Raw genomic sequence first — 22,732 nt, 5'->3', positions numbered from 1 at the left:
GCCCCGGCGGAGCACCGGAACGTAAGTTCTCCATTCAGCGCCGTCAATCGGCTCGCGCACCTCTTTCGTTCTCGCGGAGTGAGCGCGGATTTTTCGCGGAATTTTCCTCCTTGCGCGGGCGCCACACCCCCATGGCCACGGTGCCGAGAAAACCCCGCTACACTCCCGCCATGCTCGACTTTTCGGCAGAGCGAGACGCGGTTCCCCCCAAAGACGCCTCTACCGTAGTGGTGGTGCGGGACGCGGCGGATGGCCCCGAGGTCTTCTGCGTGGAGCGCCACGTTCGCTCCGGATTCCTCGGCGGAGCGGTGGTCTTTCCTGGTGGCAAGCTGGCCGACGGTGACCGCAGCGAGCGCTGGCAGCGCCTCACCACGCCCCTCTCGGCGCGCAGTCGAAGCCTGGCAGCAGACGAGAGCGCCGCTCGAGCCTTCGCCGTGGCAGCGCTGCGGGAGCTCTTGGAAGAGGCGGCCCTGTTGCCCGTGGTGGGGGCGCACGTCGATTCCGAGCGGGCCCTTTCGCTGCGAGCGGAGCTCGCCGAGCGCGGCCGTGCGACCGACGAATCGAACGCGTTTGCGGATCTGCTCGAGGCCCACGACCTGGTGCTCGACACCGCCCGCCTCGAAGGCCTGGCCCGCTGGGTCACGCCCGTCGCCGAATCCCGCCGCTACGACACACGCTTCTACCTGCTTTCACTCGACGAAGAGCAAGCCGGCGCCCACGACGCCCACGAGACCACCCAGAGCTTCTGGGCCACACCGCGGCGCGTGCTCGCCCGCTGGGAAGCCGACGAGATCTTCCTGGCGCCGCCCACGTCGAGCACGCTGACCACCCTCGCCGCCGCGCGCGACGTGAGCCACGCCCTCGAGCTCGCGCGGGCGCACTCGCAGGAGCCGATCTGCCCGTACTTCGTGATGGACGGCGAGCAGGCAATCCTCGCGCTCCCCGGCGACCCGCTGTACCCCGAACGTCACGAAGTCACGGCCGACGCTCCAACGCGCTTCGTGATGCGCGACGGTCGTTTCGTGGCCGAACGCGCGCCCTGAGCTCGACGCCCTCCGCGACGAGGGCGCGGTAAGCGTGACGATCGCGTCGTGACGACCGCGTCCAGTCAGCGCCCTTCGCGATGGGCGCGGCGTCGCGCCGCCGAGTCAGCGCCCTTCGCGATAGGCGCGGATGGCGTTCACGACGGAGTCGGCGAGCTTCTGCCGGTAGTCACCGGTGTTGAGCCGGGATTCCTCCACGGGGTTCGAGATGAAGGACGTCTCGAACAACACCGCGGGCATGCGCGCCCCCGCGAGCACGTAGAATCCCGCACGCTTCACTCCGTGATCGCTCACATTTTGATATTTGGGTTGGAGTGACGCGGAAGCGGCGCGTTGAAGCAGCTCGGCAAAGTGAACGGAGCGGGCCGTACTCGACGCGTCCGCCACCTGACTCAGCGCGTTGGCCAGCTCCGCCGCTGCGGCGGGGGACGCCGCATTTTCCCGGGCCGCCACCCGGAGCGCCCCTTGGTCCCGCGATTCGTCGAGGACGAAAGTCATCACCCCGTGACCATTTTCGTCTTCGCTCGCGTTGCAGTGGATGGAAACGAACAGGTCCGCCTTGAAGGCATTGGCGCGCGCGGCGCGCTCGTCGAGAGGAATGAAGTCGTCGGAATCGCGCGTCAGGAGCGTCGCGACGCCGAGCTCGCGGGCAATCAGCGGCGCCGCGCGGTGCGCGATGTCGAGGGTGACGTCTTTCTCCCGCAGCCCGCTCGGTCCAATGGCGCCGGGATCATGGCCCCCGTGGCCCGGGTCGAGCACCACCCGGTGAATCGTACGCGACGCCTCGGCACCTTGCGCCAGCTGCTGCGGCGGGGTCTTGGACACGTCGATCACGAGCCGAAACGGCTCCGGCAGGTAGAACACCTTGCGGTACACGTCCGTCGTCAGGTCCAGCACCACGCGGGTCGCCGACTTGTGCTTGCCGATGCGCACGCGCTCCACCAAGCCGCCGACGTTCATCTCGAGGGCGCCCTTGTACTTGGCCTTGTCGACGTCGACGTAGAGGCGCGGACCACGCCCGTCCTGTCGCCCGATGAAGCCGACGTCGAAGGTCGCCGGCTGGTTGATGAACACCACGACGCGGGCAGCGTCCTTCGCTCCGTACTTCTCGATGCGGGTGATGCGCACTGGTCCCTTGGGGACGGCACCCGCCAGCGTCGGCACCACCACGGGCCCCGCGGGGTCGTGCTTCACGGTGGCCGCGCTCGCGCCTCCGTCGCTCGTCGCCCCGTCTGGGGAACCCACCTTGCGCTCGAGCTCTGCGAGCACGTTGGGCAACGGCCGAAACGCCGCGAGAGCATCGAGCACGTTGCCCGCGCGCTTCGCGCAGGGCGTCTTCGGGTGGGCGACGCGAGTCTGGTACACGGCGCGGTAGGTCTCGGCGGGATCCGCCCGCAGCTCGCCCTCCAACAACGCCCGATCGAGTCGAGCGTCGCACGCGCTCGGCGCGCCAGATTGCTCCACCCCGCGGTAGAGCTCCACGGCTTCGAGGGCGTCGGCTTCCCTGCCCTCCAAGCGCCACAGGCGCGCCCGGAGCTCTGCGGCTGTCAGCGTCAACGCCGCGCCCCGCTCTCCGCCGGACTTGCTCCCCTGGACGGCAAGGTGATCCGCGTGAGCCACCGCTTCTGGGCGGGACGGCAGCACCCCGAGCTCGACGGCGCTGGTGGCGGGCGCCACGTGGCCGGCCGCCGGGCTCGCCTTCCGGCAGCCCTGCCCGAGACCCACGACGGCCAACAGGGCCAGGCACGACCAGCGCATCGTTTCGAGGTCTAGCGCCGAATGCCGAAGTGGGCCGAATAATGGCCCCGGCATCCGAAAATCCGTCCGGTTTCCGGCCAGATCCGTGGCCTGTCGCCGTTGCGCCGAGTGGTGAGCCGGTGCTAGCCTTCCGGGGCTCGCAGGGCGCGGGCGCACCGGGGTAAGGATGGCCGATAGTTCGGAAACGGGGCGTTCATCGAGCGCAAATGTGAGTGACGACGAAGCCGATCGGCTCGCAGACTCGTTCACCCCCTTCTGGGAAGGTGACGGCGAAGCCGCGGCCGAGGCGAAGGCGCCGGAAGCTTCCGCAAAGACCGATGCCGAGCCCCCCAAGCCGACGGAGGCTCCCGCGAAGGCCGAGGCTCCAGCCGCTGAAGCGAAGAAGCCCGACCCGGAACCGGACAAGAGCGAGAGCATCGCCCCCATGCCGGTGGTGGCCGCCGTCTCCAAGTCGGTCCCGAAGAAGACGATGATCGGGGTGGCACCGCCCCCCGAAGTGCAGCAGGCCCTGGCGGAAAAGGCCGACGCGCCGAAAGCCGATACCGACGGGCCGAAAGCCGATACCCCCGCGCCCGAGCAGGAAGCCGCGGCGGCCGAGAAGGCGGCTGCGCCGGAGTCGGCGAAGGTCGAGCCGGAGGCAGAAAAGGCGCCACCTGCCGCGGCCAAGGCCGAACCGGAGCCGGTCCCGGCCGAAGCGCCCGTTGTCGCGCCGGCCCGACAAAAGAAGACGCCGGCTCCCGTGGAAGAGGCCGCGCCCGTCTACGAAGACGACGATCCCGTGCTGCCGCCCCCCGTTGCCAAGAGCAACAAGGTGGTGGTCGGAGCCGTCCTCGGGGTGGCGGTGTTGGTGCTGTTGTTCGTCGGCATCCGCGCCCTCACCAAGGGGGACGACACGACGGATACCAGCTCCGGACGGACGGAAGCGGTGCCCGCGAAGACGGAAGAGCCCACCACCGCAGCGCCCGAGAAGACTGCCGAGCCCGAAAAGACTGCCGAGCCCGAGAAGACTGCCGAGCCCGAAAAGACTGCCGAGCCCGAGAAGACTGCCGAGCCCGAAAAGACTGCCGAGCCCGAAAAGACTGCCGAGCCCGAGAAGCCCAAGCCCACGCCGGTCGTCGCAGCTCCCAAACCGAAGCCGAAGCCCACCACCAAGCCCGTGGTGAAGCCCGCCACCAAGCCGGCTGGCAAGCCTTCGGGTATCGTCCGCGAAACTCCTTTCTGATCCACTCCTTCCCATCTCCATACCGACATGACTTCACGAGCACCTATCCTCGCATTGGTATTGGCTGCGGCAGCCCCCGCTGTGTCCGTGGTCGCTTGGTCCGAGCCCGCCCTGGCCCAGGATGACGTCGCGACCCAGATGGCCCGCGAGCGGTTTCAAGAGGGCGTGAAATTCTACGATCAGAAGCAGTACGAAAAGGCGCGCGCAGCGTTCCTGCAGGCGTACGCGCTGAAGAAGCATCCGGCGGTGCTGTTGAACCTCGCTCAAAGCGAGCTGCGCTCGAAGCACCAGGCAGAAGCGGCCAAGCACTTCGCGCAGTACCTGCGCGAAGCGCCGGGCAGCGACGCAGAACGCGGCGAGGCCCAGAAGGGCCTCACCGCGGCCAAGGCTGCCGTCGGGGAGATGAACGTGACTGTCGACGTGGAAGGCGCCGAGGTCTTCGTCGACGGCACCTCGGAGGGGCGCTCGCCTCTCCCCGGCGCGGTGTATCTGACGCCCGGCTCCCACACCCTCGAAGCCAAGAAGGACGGGAACGTCGCCACCGCGACGGTCACTGCGCTCGCAGGGCAGACCGGCTCGGTGACGCTCTCGTTCTCGGGTCCCAGCGGAGCGACCCCGGTGCCGACCCCCGTGCCGGGACCAGGCAACACCATGGGGCAGAACCCCGGCCAGAACCCGATGGGACCGGGCGGCGGTCCCACCGGACCGGCGACGGGGCCGGGCGGCGGAGCGGGCGGCTCCGTGCAGTTCGACAGCGGTGACGAGCGGCAGCCGTTCTTCGAGTGGGCAGCCGAAAACAAGCTCGCATGGGTCGGTGGCGGCCTCACGGTGCTCGGCCTCGCCGGAGGAATCGGTTTCGGCCTGTCAGCGAAGTCGAACTACGACAACGCCGACAGCATCAAGACCCAGATCGTCGACAAGGCGAACCAGCTGAACGTCAACGGCCCCTGCACTCCGCCGCAGTTCTACCAAGGTGTGGACTTCTCCGGCGCCTGCACGAAGTATCAGGACAACGTCGACTCCGGCGACAGCCAGAAGACGCTCTCGATCGTCAGCTTCGTGGTCGCTGGCGCTGCGGCGGGGGGCACCATCGTCTACTACTTCGTGGACAGCAAGAAGCCGAAGGACTCGACTCAGGCGCAGGTCTTCCGCGCGGGGCTCGTGCCCGTCGCGTCGCCCCACGCGAGCAGCCTCAACTTGGTCGGTAGCTTCTGAGTCAGGGCCCGTCCGGGAACAACTGGCGTTGTTTCTGGACGCGCTGCTAATCCGACTTCTCGAGCCACGCGCGGAACGTACTGCGCGGCACCCGGGCTGCGCGCGCCGCCGCGGAAGCGTTGCCGTCGTGGGCGTCGACCAAGGCGCGGGCGGCGCTGGGGCTCATGGGCTCGGGGCGCGTCCCCTCGTCCCTTCTGAGCGAGACCTCGACATCGGCGGCCTCGATGCGGCCTCGGTGCGCGGATACGGCGGCGCGGTACAACACGCCCGCTAGCTCGCGAACGTTGCCGCTCCAATCCTCGTGAACCAGCTGCGCGAGGGCGGCGCTGGAAATGGTGCGGGGACCGACCTCGGGCTCGAAGCGCGCGAGCAACGCTTCCGCGAGTGCGGGAATGTCGTTCTTGCGATTCCTGAGCGGGGGGAGCCGAATCACGACGACGCTCAAGCGATGGAACAGATCGCCTCGGAACCGGCTCTGGCCGACGCGCTCCGCGAGATCCGCCCAGGAGGCCGACACGATGCGTACGTCTACCGTCGCGGGTCGTCCCCCCAACGGTCGCACGACGCCGTCTTCCACCACGCGCAGTAGCTTCACCTGGATGCTGTGGGGGAGCTCGGCAACCTCGTCCAAGAACAGTGTGCCGCGGTGTGCTTGCTGAAATGCTCCGTCCCGGGAACCCACCGCGCCCGTGAAGGCTCCGCGGCGATGCCCAAAGAGCTCGGCGTCCGCCAGGGTCTCGGCAATGGCCGCCACATTGATGGGAACGTAGTCGCCCGATCGGCCCGATAGACCGTGGATCGCCCGTGCCACCACGTCCTTGCCGGTTCCGGATTCTCCCTGCAACAGGATCGGCGCGCGGTAGCGCGCGTGCCGACGAACCACCTGCGCGACTCGGCGCATGGCCGCGGACGTTCCCACGAGACCTGGCAAGGACACGTCGGGAACACCATCGACCTCGGGCTCCGCGCGGAGCACCAAAGTCGTGCCGCCGAGCACGAGCGTCGCTCCGAGACCCGGAAGCAACGCGGTCTTCACTCGCGCCCCACCCACGAATACTCCGTTCTTCGAGCTCAGGTCCTCCACGGTCACGCCGTCCTCGGTAGCCACCAGGCGGCAGTGCTTTGCGCTCACGGCACGGTCGGCGATCTTGAAGTCCGCGAGGCGCCCGCTGCCGACGACTACCGAATCGCCGCGACCGAGCTGAAAGGCGCTGCCGACACGTTGCGAACCGACCTCGAGGACCCACGGTCCGCGGGCCGGGTGGCGGCATGCCATTTCCAGGGTTTCGCCCTCGAAATCCGAGGAGTCCGGGGGAGCCTCACATTCCCAATCCGACATCGTGGGGGTCTATCGGCCCATGCTCGACGCGGTTGCCACCCGCGACCAAAGGAAGGGGTTTCGGCCGGTCCCGAGCGTGGTAACAAGCGCCCATGCCTTCTTTCCGTCCCGCCTTGGCAGCCGCCCTGGTGCTCTCCCTCTCGCGGCTGGCCGTGGCCCAAGAGCCGCTGGACGACACGGAAGAAACCACCGAACCGGTGGAGCCTTCCGAAGCCCCCGTTGGAGAGGTCACCCCCACGGAGGAGCCGGACGAGGATGACGTTCCGGAGCAACCGCTCACTCCGCCCGCGCTCGACACGCTAGGCGGACACCTCACGTTGGCGGCATCCGCCCTGTGGGCGATCCCCTTCGCGAGCCTCGAGGCGGGCGTGCCACAGCGGGACACGGTCGGGTCTGGCCCCGGCGTTGGAGTCGACGTCGGCTATGGCGTGAGCCGCTCCGTCGTCGTCGGAGCGTGGGGCCAACTGCTGATGCTGGGGGCTGGCAACGACTGCTCGGACTGCTCCACCCGCAGCACCGCCTTCGGAGCGTTTGTCCGCTATCACCTGGTTCAAGGGGTCCGCTTCGATCCCTGGATGAGCGCCGGGATCGGCTACCGGATGACGAGCATCGACACCGGAACGACCACGGTGGATTACTCGGGCATCGAGTGGCTACGCCTCCAACTCGGGGGCGACTGGTACGCCTTCGACAAGTTCGGCTTTGGCCCCACGGCGGAGCTCGACATGGGCCGCTACATGACGCGCTCGCCAGGGGACCTCGGAAGCTCCGCCAACCACTGGCAGTTCGTGCTGGGCGCGCGAGTCGTCTTCGACACGCCCGGCAAGTAAGCTCGGCTGACGCTCCGCCCCGACGGAGCAGAGCGTCTGGCTAGCCGACGGCGATCCCGAGGGTCTTGCGGAGCTCCGCGTAGCTCTCGCTCACGCTGAACACGAGCAGCTCTTTCATCTTGTCCTGGGGCGATAGGTCACCCGGGAGCTGAGGCTCGCTGGCGATGATCTTCTTCGCGATCTCCAGATCTCCGGAGACCAACAAGCCGGCGCGACACGCCGTGACCTCCACGGCCTGGTTCCAGCGCTTGATGTTGGCCTTGGCGCCTTCCTCGATGAAACGCTTGACCACCATGCGCAACCCCTCGAGCTGAACGGGCTCCATGTGTCGCGCCAACTCCTGAGCGGTCGCCCGCACCTGGGTCTGGATGTCGCCCGGCAAGGGCGTGCTCGGAGAGGCGATCATCACGCCCGCGAAGAGCATGATGGTGAGCTCCGCTTGGGTCGGGAACAGCGTTCGAATGTAGTGCTCGCCACGGTAGTACGCGAGGTGCTTACCGCAGATGAACGTGAGCTCCTGCGGTGAGAAACCCGTCAGCACCGTCTGTCCGGCCACCGAAGCAGGCGGAACCGCGGCAACGGGCATGATGGACCCCGGCACGTCATTTCGAACGTACAGAGCGGGCGACGGGATACCCAGCACTTGAGCCGCCCAGCCGAAGGTCTTGGCAAAGGTGACGGTGCTGGTCGCCGGATCCTGCTTGAAGCGGGCATCCAGCACCGGCTCCTTCCCCTGTGCCTTGAGCTGCGCGATCTTCGCGCGCAGCGCCGCCGGAGCGATGAACTCCATGATCTTGGAGACGTAGAGATTCTCGTCGGCGTGGAACAGGTGCTTCGCCCAGTGCTCGTTCGAGAGCCGGCCCTTCACCTGCAGCATGCCCTGCGGGCGGTAGTCCTCGAAGAACTGCTGCTCGTCCCCGTCCGCCTTCTTCATGAACGCCATGGCGGCGGCCAACGTCCAGGCCTCGTCGTAGGCGTGCTTCTGCAGATACAGCCGGTAGAGTGCGCGATACGGATCCACCCGCAGCGGGTCGCGCTCCAGGATCAACCGTTGGGTGGAGATCGCCTCGTCGAAGCGCTCGTTGACCTCGTACAACTCGGCCAGGATCTGGTGCTCGAGGATCTCCTCCGGCTTCGTGGCGGAAGCCATGCGGAAGGCTTCGATCGCCTCGTCCGCCCGCTGCAGTCGGTCGCGATAGACGAGACCGAGTTGGTGCCACAGCGTGTGCTCGAGGTCCGTGTTCCCCTTGCCCGCGATGCGGTGAATCATCTTGCGGTAAGAGCGCTCGAGCTGCTTCCAGTTCTTCTGCTGCGTGAGCACCTTGTTGATGCGCTCGAAGGCCTGCAAGTAGCTCGGGTTCAGATCCAAGCACTCGTTGAAAAGCTCCACGGCCCGGTCGAGGTCCTCGATCTTGTCGCGATAGAGCTGAGCCATCGTGTAGAAGTACCGCGACTTGATCTCGGGCTTCTCTTCGATGTCTGCGATGGCCTGGAGAGTGTCCACCATCTTGTTCCACTCTCCCGCCGCCTGATAGTGCTGCAGCAGCTTGTGGAGCAGGACGTGATCGTCCGGCTTCAGCTCCAGAGCCTCTTCCAGAGCTTCGATGGCCTTCTGCGGATTGTTCTCCCTATCGGCCCACAAGTCGCCGATTTCGTTCAGCAGAACGTAGCGTTCTTCGCCGTCGAGCACGCTGTCGAGGATCTGTCGCTTGTAGGCTGCGACCTGCTTCCAGTCGTTGCCGTGCTCGTAGATTCCAACAAGGGCCTCGAGCGTCGGCCGGTGCTCGGGGTTGAGCGCGAGGGCCTTCTCGAAGTTGTTCACGGCCTGCTTCGCTTGGCCCTGCTCACGCTTGATGCAGCCGAGGCGATAGTAGACGTCCGTGCGCTCGTCGACGTCGTCCTCGCCGAGCGCGGTGAGCACCTTCTGATAGTTGGTGAGAGCGCTGGGCCAATCCGCGACCTTGAAGGCGACGTCCGCGATGCCACGGATGGTCTCCTGATCTGTCAGATCCAGCTGGTGAGCGGTCTGATACGCCTTGAGCGCCTTGTCGTCGTTGCCAAGGGCCGCGTGCACCTTACCCAGGAGCTTGTAGAGGTTGTGCTGCTCGTGCCGCTCGAGGTTACGCGACTTGCGAACGAGCATCTCCGCCAGAGGCTCGGCTTCCGCCCAGCGTTCCGCGCGGATGTACTCCTCGACCAGAGGCAGCGCCGCTTCCTCGCAGTCCTCGTCGCACTGCATCGCGAGCTCGTAGGCCAACACGGCCTGCTCGTGCTCGTTCAGCATCTCGTCGCGCAACTTGCCGAGCTCGACCAGAAGCTTCGCCCGCGCCCGCGGCGCTTGCGTGTTCATCTGTTCCTGCTCGAGATAACGCGCGGCGCGATCCCAGTCCGCCTCGTCGATGGCGATGGTGCGCAGGGCTGCGAGGGACGGCAGGTGAGACGGGTCGAGATCGAGCGCCATCTCGAAACGCTCCTGGGCCGCCATGCGGTCGCCCAACTTCTCTTCCAGTGACTTGCCGATGCGGTAGTACGTCTCGACGCGCTGATTGCCGTCAGTGGTCAGGTCCGCCACCCGTGACATGGCGTCGATGGCGCGCGCAGGGTCATCCTGCTTCTCGTAGAGCCGGCTCAGGGCTTCGAGGGCTGGAATGTTGTTCTCGTCCAGGTCGACGATGTTCTGGTAGGCGTCGATGGAGCGATCGGTGTCTCCGACCTCGTCGGAGTACACCTGCGCCACGTAGCCATAGATCTCGATCTTGGTCGGAGTGTCCGCGGCTTCGCTGATGTGCCGCTCGTACGTGTTGATGAGATCGAGCCACTGCTTGAGCCGGCGATAGCATCGCTCCAACGCCACGTAGGCGGCCTCGGACCCCGGATCGATCTCCAGCGCTTGCTCCAGCCGTTGGGCGGCTACATCGGCCTTGAGGAATTGCTCCTCTTGGATGTTCGCCAGCTTGAGGAGTACGTCGACACGCTCCCGCTCGGTCTCGACCACATCGAGCTGCCGTTCGAGGATTTCGACCAGATCCGGCCAATCTTGCAGGGCTTCGTAGATGCGCTCGAGACCACGCAGCGCGAAGATGTTGGAGCCGTCCAGCTCCAAGACCTCGCGATAGACCTTGCCGGCGCGTTCGAAATCGCCGAGCGCCGTCTCGTACAATCCGCCCATACGGAGCTTGTGCTGAGCGATCTGCTCGGAGTCCTCCAGCGCCTGAACCTTGCTGTTCAAGATCTGTACGAGCTCGGAATGGTTGGAGCGTTCGTCGTAAATCACCTCCAGCGCTTCGAGCGCCGGCAGGTGGAGCGGATCCACTTCCAGGGCGCGCTTGTAGAAGGCGATGCCCTGGTCGGCTTGCCCCATGTGCTTGTGGAGCAACTCACCCAGGTCGACGAGGATCGCCTTGCGATCCTCGTTCGCCACCGCGACGTCCAAAGCGCGGGTCAGCGTCTCGCCCATCTTCTGCCACTGCGCACCCATGCGGTGGATGGCGGCCATCTGCCGCAGGACCTGAACGTTGTTCGGGTCCAGCTGCATGATCTGGGCGTAGTAAGGCTGGGCGTACTCGGGGTGGCCGAGGTCCTCGCCGTACCACTTGCCGAGGCGCAAGCAGAGTTGGATCTTGGCGCGGTCGTCAGCCTGCTCCTGGAGCCAGGCATTGGCCGTGTTGATCAGCTCGCCCCAGCGACCCGTGGCCTGCGCCATGCGCTCGAGATAGCGCACGGTTTCGTCATCGCCGAAGTCCTCACTGAACGCGTTGACCAGGGCGTCAAACGCCTGGTTGTTGTCGTCGAGGTGCTCCTCGAAGACTCGTGCGATGCGCCGCAGTAGATCGCTCTTCTCCTCGACCTCTTCTCGCGTCTCGAGACGATTGAGGTACAGCTCCACCAACGGCTCCCAACGCCCCGCGGCGGTGTGCAGCCGTTCGAGGGCCTCGAAGGCCTCCTCGTGGGTGGGGTCGATGCCCAGAACGCGCTCGAAGGCAGGGGTCGCCGCGTCGTAGTCGTTGACCTCTTTCTTCCAGATCTGGGTGACCTCGAGCAGCTCGCGGATTTGCTCGGTCGGCTCCGGCAGCGCTTCGGCGCGCTGCATCTTCACGCCAACGACGTCCGCCCAGCGCTCCTCGGCGCGGTAGGACTTCTCGAGCTCGTCCATCGCCTCGAAGTCCGCCGGATCGACGTCCAGCAAGTGGCGCCATGCCTCGGACGCGTCGAACGGTTGCTCGAGCACCTCCCCGTAGGTCTTGCCCAGCTCCCGGTAGATGCTCTTCAGCTCTTCCGCCTCGAGCAGCGCCGCAGCGCGATCAATCGTCGCGTGCAGGGCGCTCACCAGCTCCTGCGGGTCCTGCCGTTCGCGCCAGATGTTGGCAATCGCTCGCAAAGCGGCGATGTTCGAAAAGTCGATGTCCAGCACGCGCTGCCAAGTCTCCAGCGCCTCGTCGTCGCGCCCCAGCTGCTCCTTGAACAGCCGCGCCCGGCGGGTGAGGATGTTGACTCGTTCCTCGTCGCTGTCCGCGATGTCGAAATGGCGCTCGAGAACGTCCGTGAGCTCCGCCCACTGGCCCTGAGACTCGTACAGGCCCGCCAAGGCCCAGAGCGCCTCGGGGTCCTCGCCGCGTAGATCGAGAACACGCTTCCAGCCTTCGACGGCTTCCTCCGTCTTGCCCAGCCGTTCGGAGGCGAGACGTGCCATCTTGGCGCGGATTTCCGCCTCCTGCACGTCGCCCACGGCGTTCTCCAGCTCGCGACGGTAGACCGCGTCCAGCTCGCTCCACGACTCGGTCAGCTCGTAAATGCGACCGAGCGCCGCAATGGCCTCTTCGTTCGCGGGCTCGAGCTCGTCGAAGATCACGCGGTAGGCGCGGATGGCGTCGGGGACCTGCGCCAGCTGCTCCTCGTAGACCTGACCGAGGCGAGCATAGAGCTCGACCTTCTCCAGCTGGTCTTCGGCGATGGCGGCGCGCTGTTCCAACACGCCCGCCAACTCGCCCCATTGCTCCAGGGAGCTATAGATGCGGTCGAGATTCTCGAGCGCATCCGCCTCTCCCGGCGCCACGGTAAGAACGTAGCGGTACGTCTCCTCCGCCTTCGCCACGTCGGCGAGCTCCTCTTCGAAGACCCGCGCGAGACGCTTGCCGATGAGCGCCTGAACGGACACGTCCACGCCTTCCAGACTAAGCACGTCAGCATAGGCGTTGGCGAGCTGCTCCCAACCGCCGTCGATCATGGCGGCAAGCCGCTCAATCTCGTCGCCGGTCCGCTCGTCCAGCGGGGCTTCTTTGATCGCCCGCACGTAGACATTGAAGGCGAGTACCGCGTCGAGCAGTCGCTCCTCCGCGTCCTCTGCGATCCGGTGGTACATCGTCGCCCGGAGCTCGGGGTCCGTGGTGTGCGCAAGCTGCGCTTCACGGACTCGAATCAACTTCTCCCACTCGGCCGTGGACTGGTAGAGCGGCTCGAGGATCTCAGCGATTTCCTGCTGCTTGGTGCCGGTCTCGAACAGACCTTCCAAAGCCGACAGCGTCTCCACGTGTTCCGGAGCTGCAGCGAGCACCTCTCGGTACGCATCGATGGCATGCTCCAAGTCGCCCAGACGGACCTGGTAGACCTGACCCATCCGATACTTGAACTCGAGGATCTCCTCCGGGCTCTGCCCGATCTCCGCCTCACGCAGCAAGATCTCGGCGAGATCCTGCCACCGCTCGGTTTGCGAGAAGAGCCGATCGAGTGCGCGAACGGCGCTCTGGTTTTCGGGATCCGCCTCCAGCACGCGGCGGTAGCGGGCGACGGCGTTGTCCACGTCCTCGAGCTGGACTTCGTAAACCTGGGCTACGCGTAGACCCAACTCCACCAACCGCTCGGGCTCCTCTGCGAGCTTCTCGAGCTCCTGGTCGTAGAGGGACGCGACGGCGGGCCAGCGCTCGATCAGCATCGCAAGCCGCTCGAGCGACGCGAGAGACTCCTCGTTCTGGCTGTCTTCCGCAACCGCTCGGGCATAGGTCTCGAACGCGCTCGCGTGATCGCCGAGATTCTCCTCGTACAGTCGGGCAATGCGATGGAGAAGGTCGACCTTGAGGAAGGCGTCGTCCGCAAACTGAGCCTGCACTTGCAGCACGCTGATCAGCCGGGCCCACTCACCCATCGCGTCGTACACGGGCTCGAGCACGCTGGCTGCTGCCATTGGCGCCCGGCTGCCGTTCTTGATTCCCTCCAGCGCCGTGAGCGTCGGTGCGTGATCGGGGATGATCCCGAGGATGTCACGGTACAGCTCGACGGCGCGTTCGACGTCGTCGAGGTGTCTCTCGTACAGCTCCGCGATCCGATACTGGTAGCTCACGGCCTCCGCGGGGTCGGCCGTTAGCTCTGCCTCGTGGGTCAGGACGCTGAGTAGCTCCTGCCAGTTTTCCGCGGCTTGGTACAAGACGTCGAGTCGGCCAAGAGCCGTGAGGTCGTCCGGATCGAGCTCGAGCACTCGCTGATAGGTGTCGATCGCACGCGTGACGTCGCTGAGCTCGCGCTCGAAGACGGCGCCCACTTGGTAGAAGATGAGCTTCTTTTCCTCGATGTCGATGACGAGATCCGCCTTCTTGCCGTAGACGCCCAGAAGCTCTTCCCAGCGCGAAAGCCCGAGGTAGAGATTGATCAGCGCATCGATGCTTCGCAGATCCTCCGGGTCTATTTCGAGGATCTTGAGGTAGACGCCAATGGCGTTTTCCTTGCGCTCGAGGAGCTCCTCTTCCAAGGCCGCCGCTTGATACAGAGCGGCCTTCTGATCATCGACCAAGTCGAGGATGGTCGCCTTCCGCTGAAGGATGAGCGACATGTCCGCGTAGCGTTCCGTGGATTGGAACAGTGCCTGCAGTGACTCCGCAGCAGGCAAGTTCATCGGGTCGATGCTCAGTACCTGCCGGTAGAGCTCGATTGCCTTGTCGATGTCACCAACGTCGTTCTCGTGAACCCGAGCAGCAAAGGTGTAGAGCTGGCTGCCGAGCTCTGCGTCCTCTTGGCGTTCGGCAAGCTGCTGAAACACGCCCGCCAGATCCTGAAAACGACCGGTGACGCGTGCCAACCGATCCAGGGTAGCCTGCGTTCCTTCGTGCGAGGGATCCGCCGCGAGCGCGCGCGCCAGCGTGTCGAAGGCAGCGTTCACGTCACCCGCTGCGTCTTCGTACAGCTCGGCGATCTGATGCAGCAGCTCGACTCGGCGGTGCGTGTCCTCCGCGCGCCGCACCTGCACCTCGTGCACGCCGATCAACTTCTGGAAATCGCCTTGGTTGCGATACAAAGGCTCGAGGATCTCCGCGATCGCGAGCTCGTGCTCGGCCTCGCGCCCCAGCTGCTCCAACGCCTCCAGGGCCGCTTGGTTGGTCGGATCGCGGTCGAGAACCTGTCGGTATCCTTCGATCGCCGCTTCCGTCTGCCCCATCTGGGACTGCCGGAGAGCCGCCAGCCGGAGCATCAGCTCCAGCTGTCCGAGCTCGGTGTCGGCCAGCGTGAGCTGGGTCTCCAAGTTCTCCGCCAGCTCGTTCCACATGCTCTGCCGGGTGAACAATCCATCCAAGGCGCTGAGCGCCAGCTGGCTGGCCGGGTCGATGCCCAGCACTTCGCGGTATGCGAGGATTGCGTCGTCGGGCTTGCCCAGCTTCTCCTCGTAGACCTGAGCCATCTGCGAGTAGAGCGCTTCCCGCTCGGCGCCATCGACGGTGAGGTCGATTCGGCGGCGGAACACGCCGACCAGCTCCTCCCAGTGCTCCGTGCGCCGATACAGCGCGTCCATCGCCTGAAGCGCCTCGGTATCCGAAGGATCCAGGGCCAGGACCTTCTCGTAGCTCTCGGCGGCTTCGGCGATCTTGTCGAGGCGTTCCTCGATGTCGGCGAGCCGCATCCAGTACTCGCGCGCCAAGATCGGATCCGACAGGCCGGCGGCAATGTCTCCGTAGATCGCGATGAGTCGATCCCAAGCGGCAGCGGCCTCTGCCAGTTGCTCCAGCTCGAGTCTGGAGTCTGCCAAGGAGGGATCCTCCTTGAGTGCCCGCGCCTGCGCGTCCATCGCGCGATCGAGCGCGCCAAGCTGATTCGCCGCCACGAACGCGATCTTTCGAAGCAACGAAACCCGGCGCTCCTGCTCGGAGTCCGCCGCCGCCAGGATCTCGAGCGCTCCGATCAGCTTCTCCCAGTCCTCACGGACCTCGTAGATGGCTTCGAGAATGCTCGCCGCTTCGGCGCTCAGGGTCTCGTGCCGCAGCAATCCTTCCAGCGCCTGACGAGCGCCTTCGTGCTCCTGGTTCAGGAACAGGATCTCGCGGTAGTTCGTGAGTGCAGCAGCGTCCTCGCTCAAGTGCTTCCGTTGCGTCTCCGCCAAACGGAACTTGAGATCGACGAGATCTTCTTCCGCCACGTCGAGCTCGATCCGACGTCGAAGCACGTCGGCGTAGCTCTCCCAAGACTCCGTCTCGAGGTAGAGACGGTCCAAAGCCTCGAGGGCGACCCCATCGATGGGATCGTCTTCCAACACGGCCTGATAGGTCTCGATCGCGTGCGCCGGCTCCCCCAGCTGAGCCTCGTACAAGCGCGCGATTTCATAAAGAATTTGCTTACGTTCTTCCGTGTCCGCCGCCAGCTCTCGCTTCTTGCCGTAGACGTCCAGCAGGTCACGCCAGCGCTCGGTTTCGCGGTACAGCCGCTCGAGTGCCTCCAGAGCGACGCCGTTCTCCGGCTCGCTCTCGTACACCGCGCGGTACTCGGTCAACGCCTCGTCCACACGCTGTACTTCCTCGACCAACACGCGGCCCAACCGCAGTCGTAGAGCGTTGGCGCCGTAGCCGTCACCGGCCTCGTCGGCCGCCGCGATCGCGTTCTTGTACGCGGTCACGACCTCGTCCCACTGTCCCGTGAGCTGAGCGGCCCGCTCCAAATCCGCCTGGCTCTGCTCGTCAGACGTCGCGATCTCGAACGCCGCGAGATAGCGTTCGAACGCCTTGGGCTTGTCGTTGATCCGCGTCTCGTAGAGCTCTGCAACGCTGCGCAGGAGTTGCAGGCGCTCATTCGGATCCTGCACGTGCCCCAGCTTGACCTCGATGGCGCCGGACAGGCCCTTCGGGTTGTTGGCACTTTCGTAGATCGGAATGAGCCGTTCTGCCGCGTCGAGACTGTTTTCGTCGATGTTGAGGATCTTTTCGTAGGCACGCGCCGCGCGGTCCGGCTTGCCCTTCTGAGTCATCCACAGCTCGGCAACCTTCATCAGCATGCCGATGCGTTGCTCGTCGCTGTCCGCCCTCGATTCGTTACTCTCCAAGACGCGGATGAACTCGTCCCACTTCCCGCTCTCGGCGTAGAAAACCTCGAGGTCGTCCCATCGCCCCAACGAGATGTAGCGCTTCTTGAGCTGCTCTTGCGCGCGACGGTCGTCGGGCGACAGAGTCAAGAGCGTCCGGTACGCCTCGGCTGCGCGCGCGTCGTCCTTCAGACGGTCGCCCGTCACTTGACCCAGCTTGGTGAGGATCTGGACGCGTTCCTTGGTCTCGAGGGTGAGCTCGGCTTGCTTCTCGAGCACGTCAGCGAGCTTTTCGTAGTCCCGAGCTCGCTCGTACATCTGGCCCAGCGCCCCGAGCGCGTCCAGGTCGTCCGGATCGTTGCGCAAGACGACGGACCACAGATCGATGCACACGTCGGGCTTCTTGACGCGATCCGTAGCGAGCTGCGCGATGTCCTTGAACGCCTGCACCCGCTCTGGCCCGGGCTCCATGCGCTCCGCCTCTTGGGTGTTCAGCTGAATCAGCTTCTCCCAATCTCGGCGCTTCTCGTACATCTGGCGCAGGTAGTCGATCGCGTCTCGATTCTCCGGATCGACCTCGAGAATGTGCTCGTAAGTCCGAACTGCTTCGGCCTGGTTGACGAACTTATTCACGTAGAGGTCGGCCGCCTTCATGTACAGCTCGACCTTTTCCGCCGTGTCGGGCACCTCGTCGGCGAGTGCGACCAACGTCTTGACGTACTCGTGGTAGCGCTTCGCGCTTTCCTGTTCCTCGAGGTCCGCTCGGAGCTGAGCAATCTTCGCTTCGTCCGCTGGCGCCGGCGGAGCGGCCTCTGCCGGCGCGGCCTCGGGTTCGACGTCCGCAGTCTCTGGCGTTGCGGCCTCCGCTTCCACCTCTGCTACGGGCTCCGCAGCAGTCTCGGGCTCCGACGCGACGTCGAGCTCCGGTGTGACCTCTCGCGTCCCTCCCGAGAGCGACGCCCCAATCTGCGCCTCGAAAGACTTGAGGATCGGGTGGTCTGGGTCCAGCGCCGCCAGCTTCTCGAAGAAGCTCCGCGCGCGAATCAGATCGCCCATCTCCTTCCAGACCAAGTTGCCGGCGGTCGCCAGGAGATATGCCGAGCCTGAGGCGCCGGAGTCCGCAAGCTTCTCGGCAAGCACCACCACCCTCTCCCAGTCCCCGCCTTTGGCGCCGTAGGTGTCGCGCAGGAAGTTGAACGCGGCCTCGTGGGATGGGTCGAGCGCCACCACCTGCTCGAGCAGCTCTGCGCCGATCTCCGGATTGCCGTGCCGCAGCGCCCAGCGAACGCCAAAGCGAAACGCGACACTCGCACGCTCCTTTGGGTCTTCGATGGAGTCCAGAACTTCGCGCTGCCGTTCGAGAATCGCTTCGGTTCGCTCGGACTCGACGAGCAACCCTTCGTACAGAGTCGCTGCGGAAACGCTCTCGGGATCGGACGTGTACGCCTGAGCGAGGATGTTCTCCACCTCTTCGGGGGCATAGCGGCGCGCAATTCGGGCAGCGCGGAGGAAGCAGTCGGCCCTTTCCGAGGCAGATTGCGCTTGATGTGCGCTGCGCAAGAGCAGACCGATGCGCTCCTGCCAGTCCTCGGTGCCAACCATCACGTCCTCGAGCAGCTGCCCGACCGCGTCGGCCTCGCCATCCGCTGAGGACAGTGCGTGGGCATAGGCATCCGCAGCGCGCTCGTAGTCACCCAGATCGCAGTGCACGTCCCCGAGCTCGCGATACAACGCGCCGACAACGGTGGGGTCCTCGGTGTTCTTCAGCTGCAGCTCCAGCAGCTTCTGGACCATGTTGAGCTTGCCGAGCTCCCAATAGATCAAACGTGCCTCGGCCAAGGCTTCCACCAACGCGGGATTCAGCTTGTACGCGTCCTGGAAGTGCTTGAGTGCCTTCACACCCTGCAAGAAGCGAGTGTGGAGCAGTCGGCCCAACCTGAGATGGAGGTCGGCCTTAACGCTGGCGTCTTCCGAGCTGACGATGCTCTGCTCCAGGGCTTCAGTCAGCCCCTGCCAGTCGTGGTGGCTCTCAAGGTGGTTCAGACGCTGCTCTAGATCCATGCTTCCTCGGGCAACTGACGCACTATGGCGCCTCGGCGAAAGCACGCCGGGCAGCGTGCTTCGCATCCATCGTCTTCATGCAAAGAGCCGTGGGCGCTGCGCGCACCACGGCCACCGACAGTGTCGCTCTCGACTCGCGTAGCAGTCTCACGGTGTCAGTTGACACTGCCGCCGAGCTTCTGAATGAGCGTGTTCGCGGTCTCGCATTGTTCCTTGAACTTGGCCGCGTTTGCCGAACGACACGCGCGCTTGACGAACGACTTGAGCAAGCGGTTCGCCTTCTCCTTCTGCGGCGGGTCCATCACGGCGTAGGTGCTGCCCAAGTTGAAGGAAATCTCCGGGTGTTCGTCGCCGGCAACTTCCTGTGCCTTTTCCATGGCGGCGACCATTTCGGTCTTGTCGTCCCTCGCCTGTGCGACCTCGAAGCGGAGGATGTACATCCCGTAGAGCTGGTTGTTCGTCTTCTCGCCAGGCGGAATGATGCGCGTTCCTTCCTTCAGGACCGCCTCCGCTTCCTTGTAGAACTTCAGGGTGATGAGAAGCTCCGCCAAGGATGGGTAGAAGTACGCCGTGGTGGGATCGTGCTCGATCGCCTTGGTGTAGTTGTCCAAGGCGCCCTGCTCGTCATTCGTCCACAGATCGGATTCCCCGAGGAAGTGGTAACACTCCGCGTAGTTCGGATCCTTCTCGATGCACTTTTGAAGCGGCTCCTTCGCTTCCTCGTAGGCGTCCGGGTTTCCGTTTTGCGCTTGGCGTACCAACGCATAGCCACGCTTGAACCAGTAGTTTGCGAAGTCGGGCGCCACTTGCACCGCGCGGGACAACGTCGAGGCCATCTTGTCCCAGTCTTCTTTCTTCTCGTAGGCCTTGGCGAGCTTCCAGAGGATCCGGTGATTGGTGGGATCCAGCTGGATGGCTTGCTCGTACTTTTGAATGGCGCCTTCGACGTTCACCTTGAGCGACTTGTCGCCCTCGTTGGCCAGATTGATCGCTTCGATGTGGTCGCGGCTGCAGCCGAGAACGGCACCGGAAAGCATGATGGCCAGCACGGCGGCCTTCGTTGCGATGCGCAGTTTCATCGTGAGCTCACCCTCTCTCCTTCGATCCCCGTCGGGCGGTGGGACCCATAGCGGCAGAGTCGACTCAGGCTTGGTTGGACTTCCCTAAAACACCGAAATTCGCCCGGATTGCCCGAGCGGAAAACACCCCACTCGCGGGGTGATCGGCCCAAATGGTGCTACAGCATAGGCGGACGAGTGCCGCGAAGTAAAGGCGGTTCGTCGCCTACTTTCGCCCGGATTCGTTCAGGTTTTTGGCTCACCAAGCCTCAGCCAACGTCGCTGCTCGAGTCCACAAAACGAACGAGGCGCGTGACCTGGGTCACGCGCCTCGTCGCCTCTGCTCGGCTGCGTCAGCCGGGCGAGAACATGATCGGATAGACGACCGTCACGATGCCACCCTCGGGCTGCGGGAAGCTCAGCCCGTAGTACGCCGAGACGACGCATCCCACCACACCGCTGTCCGGGATATCCGAACCACCGTTCGAAACGTTCGACACCGAGCCGTCACGACCGATGACGAAGCGGACCGACACGCGACCTTCCAAGTTCGGGTTCCGGGACAGCCCTTGCTCGTAACACATGCGGAAGCGGCCGTAGTTCTGCCGCACGATGCGCTGGATGACCTCAGGCGGCAGACGACCGCTCACGCTCGTGGCGCCCATGCGGACCTTCGGCGCGCGCGTCTTGTGAGCTCCGCCGAGCCGGCCGTGGCCCGAACCGAACCCTTGACCGGTACCGGTACCAGCACCGTGACCCAGCGTACCGATGGATCCGAGACCGATGCCCTCGCCACGGCCACCGCCGCCTTCACCAATGCCGGACAGACCCAGACCGCCGGCGCCGAAGGCGTCTCCGATCTCGTCACCCCACATGTTGCCGCGGGCACTCATGTCGTCCATGCCCAAGGAGGTGTCACGCCCCCAAGGAGCCGTGGGCGCATTCGGGTCGCCGGCGGCGCCAGTGTTGAGCAGGCCGATCATGCCGAACTCCTGGGCCTCGCGCAGTGCAGCCTGACGCGCAATGTGCGGATCCGGGTTGTCCTTCGGCCCCTGCACTGCGTAGCGCTTGTTGGTGGCCTTGCTCGTGGGATTGCCCATCGAGCCTTCCTCACCCTTGGCGCGTGTACCAGTACCGCCTTCCTTGTTGTCCGCGTTCTCTTCGGCGACCTCTTCGGTCTCCTTCTCTTCCTGCTCACGTTCAGCAGCGCTCTTCAAATACTGCTGAATCAAGAACATCTGGTCCTTGTTGATGTCCTCGTCGTCCGTGAGACCGAGCGGCGGCACGAAGAAGGCCATCGCGGCAATCAGACCCGCGTGGGCCAGGAACGATAGGGCGAAGTACATGAACACCGCCCAATCGAGCCCCGCTCCAACGCCGTGCTTCAACGGCTTGCCCGCGTTGACCGCATTCACCTGGAACACGAAGTTGTCCATCTCGACCCGCGCTCGGCCTCCGCCGGGCAGCGGGAACTGGTGTCCACCGCTGACCTCTGCACTGGGCTGGGCCTTGGCCCGCGCCTCGTCGAGCGTCATTCGAGGCTGACCGGGCAGCTCGATGTGGCCCTTTGCACCCGGAGGAATCACGACGGCAAGCGACGTGCGATCGCCGACGACCACCGGCATCCTGGTGGTACCGAGCTTCTCTGCCGGAATGAAGAAGTCGCAAGCGAGATTCTTCCCTTGCTCTTCGCCAACATAGAAGTTGCGAGGCGGCGTCAGGTGCGACACATGGAGCACGTTCGCGCCCCACATGATCATGACCTCGACGGACTGCACGTGAGGCAACTCGACCTCGTCCGGCGACACGTCGGGCCCGCTCTTGATGAGCGTGTACGTGTAGGTCCCGGGAGGTGCGTCGTCGGGTACCTTCAACGCATCGAGCTGAGCCTGCTGCGCCGCACCTGCAGCGAACGGGTTCACCGCCGAAACCTCGAAGGGATTGGACGCGGCCGCGAACGGACTCGACGCAGCAGCGGCCGCGAACGGGTTCGAACCCGCGAAGGGATTCGAACCTCCGAAGGGATTCGCGCCCGCGGGAGCGGCGGCAGGCGCCGGCGCCTGAGCGGGCGCGGCGGCCTGCGCGGGTGCAGCGGCCGGCACGCCCGGTGCCGGGACCGCCGGGGCTTGCGCCACGGCGGCCTCAGCCGGAGCCGCTTCGGCGCTCTCCAGCACGATGACCGTGCCGCCAACTTGGATCTGATCACCGACGTGGAGCTTGCATTTGTTCACGCGAGCTCCATTGACCATCGTCCCCGGCTCATTTCCGAGGTCAATCAAGGTGATGTCCTCTGGACCGGACACCTCGATGACGGCGTGCATGCGGGACGCCTGCTCGTCATCCACCCTCAGGTGGCTCTTCGGATCCTTGCCGACCTTGACGACGTCCTGAGCAACGGTCTCTTTCCGTTGCAGAGCCTCGCCCTGGTAGAGCGCAAATGTGAGAACAGCCTTTGCCATGCGTCTCTCTTCCTGTTTCCTCGCGCGACCCGCCGGCAGAATCCTGCCGGTCGCCCGTCAGATGTTCTCGACGGACTTCAACATCTCCGGCACGAAAGACGTGCGCGGACGAATCAACGTGGTGCGTGCCGCACGCGGACGAACTCGGATGGTGGCGTCATTCGGCCCGAACCCACCCGCGTTCAACGGATCGTCGTCGAAGGTGTATCCATAACCTTCGTCGCCCTTCTTGTCCGCAGCCTGCGCGAACGCCGACGGCGCGACGATCATTGCAGCAGCACCCAGTGCCAACGCGGTGATTCCAACTTTGAGCGAGCGAGCCATTTCAGCCTCCCTGAACATTTTGGACTGAATTACAGTGGTATTGTAGTGATTGGTTTGGTTGTCCGTCAACCGAAACGACGCTGCCCGACTTGCTCTCCCACCGAACTGACACGTTGGGGAAAGACACTCCGGACGAACGCAAGTTCCCACAA

The 22,732-nt window shown here is 65.1% G+C and carries 10 protein-coding genes; 4 read left to right on the top strand and 6 right to left on the bottom strand.

Translation table 11 applies throughout. The annotated features are described in order from the left end of the window. The first annotated feature begins 170 nt into the window (after positions 1-170). A complete protein-coding gene (locus H6717_06820) occupies positions 171-1,043 on the top strand; it encodes a hypothetical protein (GenBank protein ID MCB9576724.1) in 873 nt (290 codons plus the stop codon). Positions 1,044-1,148: 105 nt separating this feature from the next. Here H6717_06820 and H6717_06815 read toward each other — a convergent pair whose 3' ends face one another. Continuing rightward, entirely contained in the window at positions 1,149-2,801 is a 1,653-nt protein-coding gene (locus H6717_06815) for an N-acetylmuramoyl-L-alanine amidase (GenBank protein ID MCB9576723.1), read from the bottom strand. Positions 2,802-3,009: 208 nt separating this feature from the next. Between H6717_06815 and H6717_06810 the strand changes: the two genes are divergently transcribed. Together H6717_06810 and H6717_06805 are read left to right on the top strand one after the other, a co-directional pair. Then, the gene (locus H6717_06810) at positions 3,010-4,023 is read left to right on the top strand and encodes a hypothetical protein (GenBank protein MCB9576722.1); all 1,014 of its coding nucleotides are present in this window, start codon (positions 3,010-3,012) and stop codon (positions 4,021-4,023) included. An 81-nt stretch (positions 4,024-4,104) separates the two neighbouring features. After that, a complete protein-coding gene (locus tag H6717_06805; protein ID MCB9576721.1) occupies positions 4,105-5,238 on the top strand; it encodes a hypothetical protein in 1,134 nt (377 codons plus the stop codon). A gap of 46 nt (positions 5,239-5,284) precedes the next feature. On the opposite strand, the gene H6717_06800 is transcribed toward H6717_06805, so the two are convergent. After that, complete coding sequence (locus H6717_06800) at positions 5,285-6,577, bottom strand: sigma 54-dependent Fis family transcriptional regulator (protein ID MCB9576720.1); 1,293 nt, start codon at positions 6,575-6,577, stop codon at positions 5,285-5,287. 92 nt (positions 6,578-6,669) lie between these two features. Between H6717_06800 and H6717_06795 the strand changes: the two genes are divergently transcribed. After that, entirely contained in the window at positions 6,670-7,407 is a 738-nt protein-coding gene (locus H6717_06795; GenBank protein MCB9576719.1) for a hypothetical protein, read from the top strand. A 40-nt stretch (positions 7,408-7,447) separates the two neighbouring features. Here H6717_06795 and H6717_06790 read toward each other — a convergent pair whose 3' ends face one another. From H6717_06790 to H6717_06775, 4 genes are all read right to left on the bottom strand, one after another. Then, positions 7,448-18,739, bottom strand: a complete 11,292-nt coding sequence (locus H6717_06790; GenBank protein MCB9576718.1) for a tetratricopeptide repeat protein — start codon at positions 18,737-18,739, stop codon at positions 7,448-7,450. 155 nt (positions 18,740-18,894) lie between these two features. Then, entirely contained in the window at positions 18,895-19,776 is an 882-nt protein-coding gene (locus tag H6717_06785) for a tetratricopeptide repeat protein (GenBank protein ID MCB9576717.1), read from the bottom strand. A 374-nt stretch (positions 19,777-20,150) separates the two neighbouring features. Continuing rightward, positions 20,151-22,256, bottom strand: coding sequence for an AgmX/PglI C-terminal domain-containing protein (locus H6717_06780; protein MCB9576716.1), 2,106 nt, complete (start codon positions 22,254-22,256; stop codon positions 20,151-20,153). 57 nt (positions 22,257-22,313) lie between these two features. After that, a complete protein-coding gene (locus tag H6717_06775) occupies positions 22,314-22,580 on the bottom strand; it encodes a hypothetical protein (protein MCB9576715.1) in 267 nt (88 codons plus the stop codon). Positions 22,581-22,732: the final 152 nt, after the last annotated feature.

Source organism: Polyangiaceae bacterium (assembly GCA_020633235.1).
Lineage (GTDB): Bacteria > Myxococcota_A > Polyangia > Polyangiales > Polyangiaceae > JACKEA01.
The sequence above is the reverse complement of the archived record's forward strand: the minus strand, read 5'-3'. Positions and strand labels throughout refer to the sequence as shown.

What these genes read in the sequence shown, in the direction of transcription:
- H6717_06820 (MCB9576724.1), top strand. Translation starts at nt 171, where the DNA reads ATGCTCGACTTTTCGGCAGAGCGAGACGCGGTTCCCCCCAAAGACGCC.
- H6717_06815 (MCB9576723.1), bottom strand. Translation starts at nt 2,801, where the DNA reads ATGCGCTGGTCGTGCCTGGCCCTGTTGGCCGTCGTGGGTCTCGGGCAG.
- H6717_06800 (MCB9576720.1), bottom strand. Translation starts at nt 6,577, where the DNA reads ATGTCGGATTGGGAATGTGAGGCTCCCCCGGACTCCTCGGATTTCGAG.
- H6717_06795 (MCB9576719.1), top strand. Translation starts at nt 6,670, where the DNA reads ATGCCTTCTTTCCGTCCCGCCTTGGCAGCCGCCCTGGTGCTCTCCCTC.
- H6717_06790 (MCB9576718.1), bottom strand. Translation starts at nt 18,739, where the DNA reads ATGGATCTAGAGCAGCGTCTGAACCACCTTGAGAGCCACCACGACTGG.
- H6717_06785 (MCB9576717.1), bottom strand. Translation starts at nt 19,776, where the DNA reads ATGCTTTCCGGTGCCGTTCTCGGCTGCAGCCGCGACCACATCGAAGCG.
- H6717_06780 (MCB9576716.1), bottom strand. Translation starts at nt 22,256, where the DNA reads ATGGCAAAGGCTGTTCTCACATTTGCGCTCTACCAGGGCGAGGCTCTG.
- H6717_06775 (MCB9576715.1), bottom strand. Translation starts at nt 22,580, where the DNA reads ATGGCTCGCTCGCTCAAAGTTGGAATCACCGCGTTGGCACTGGGTGCT.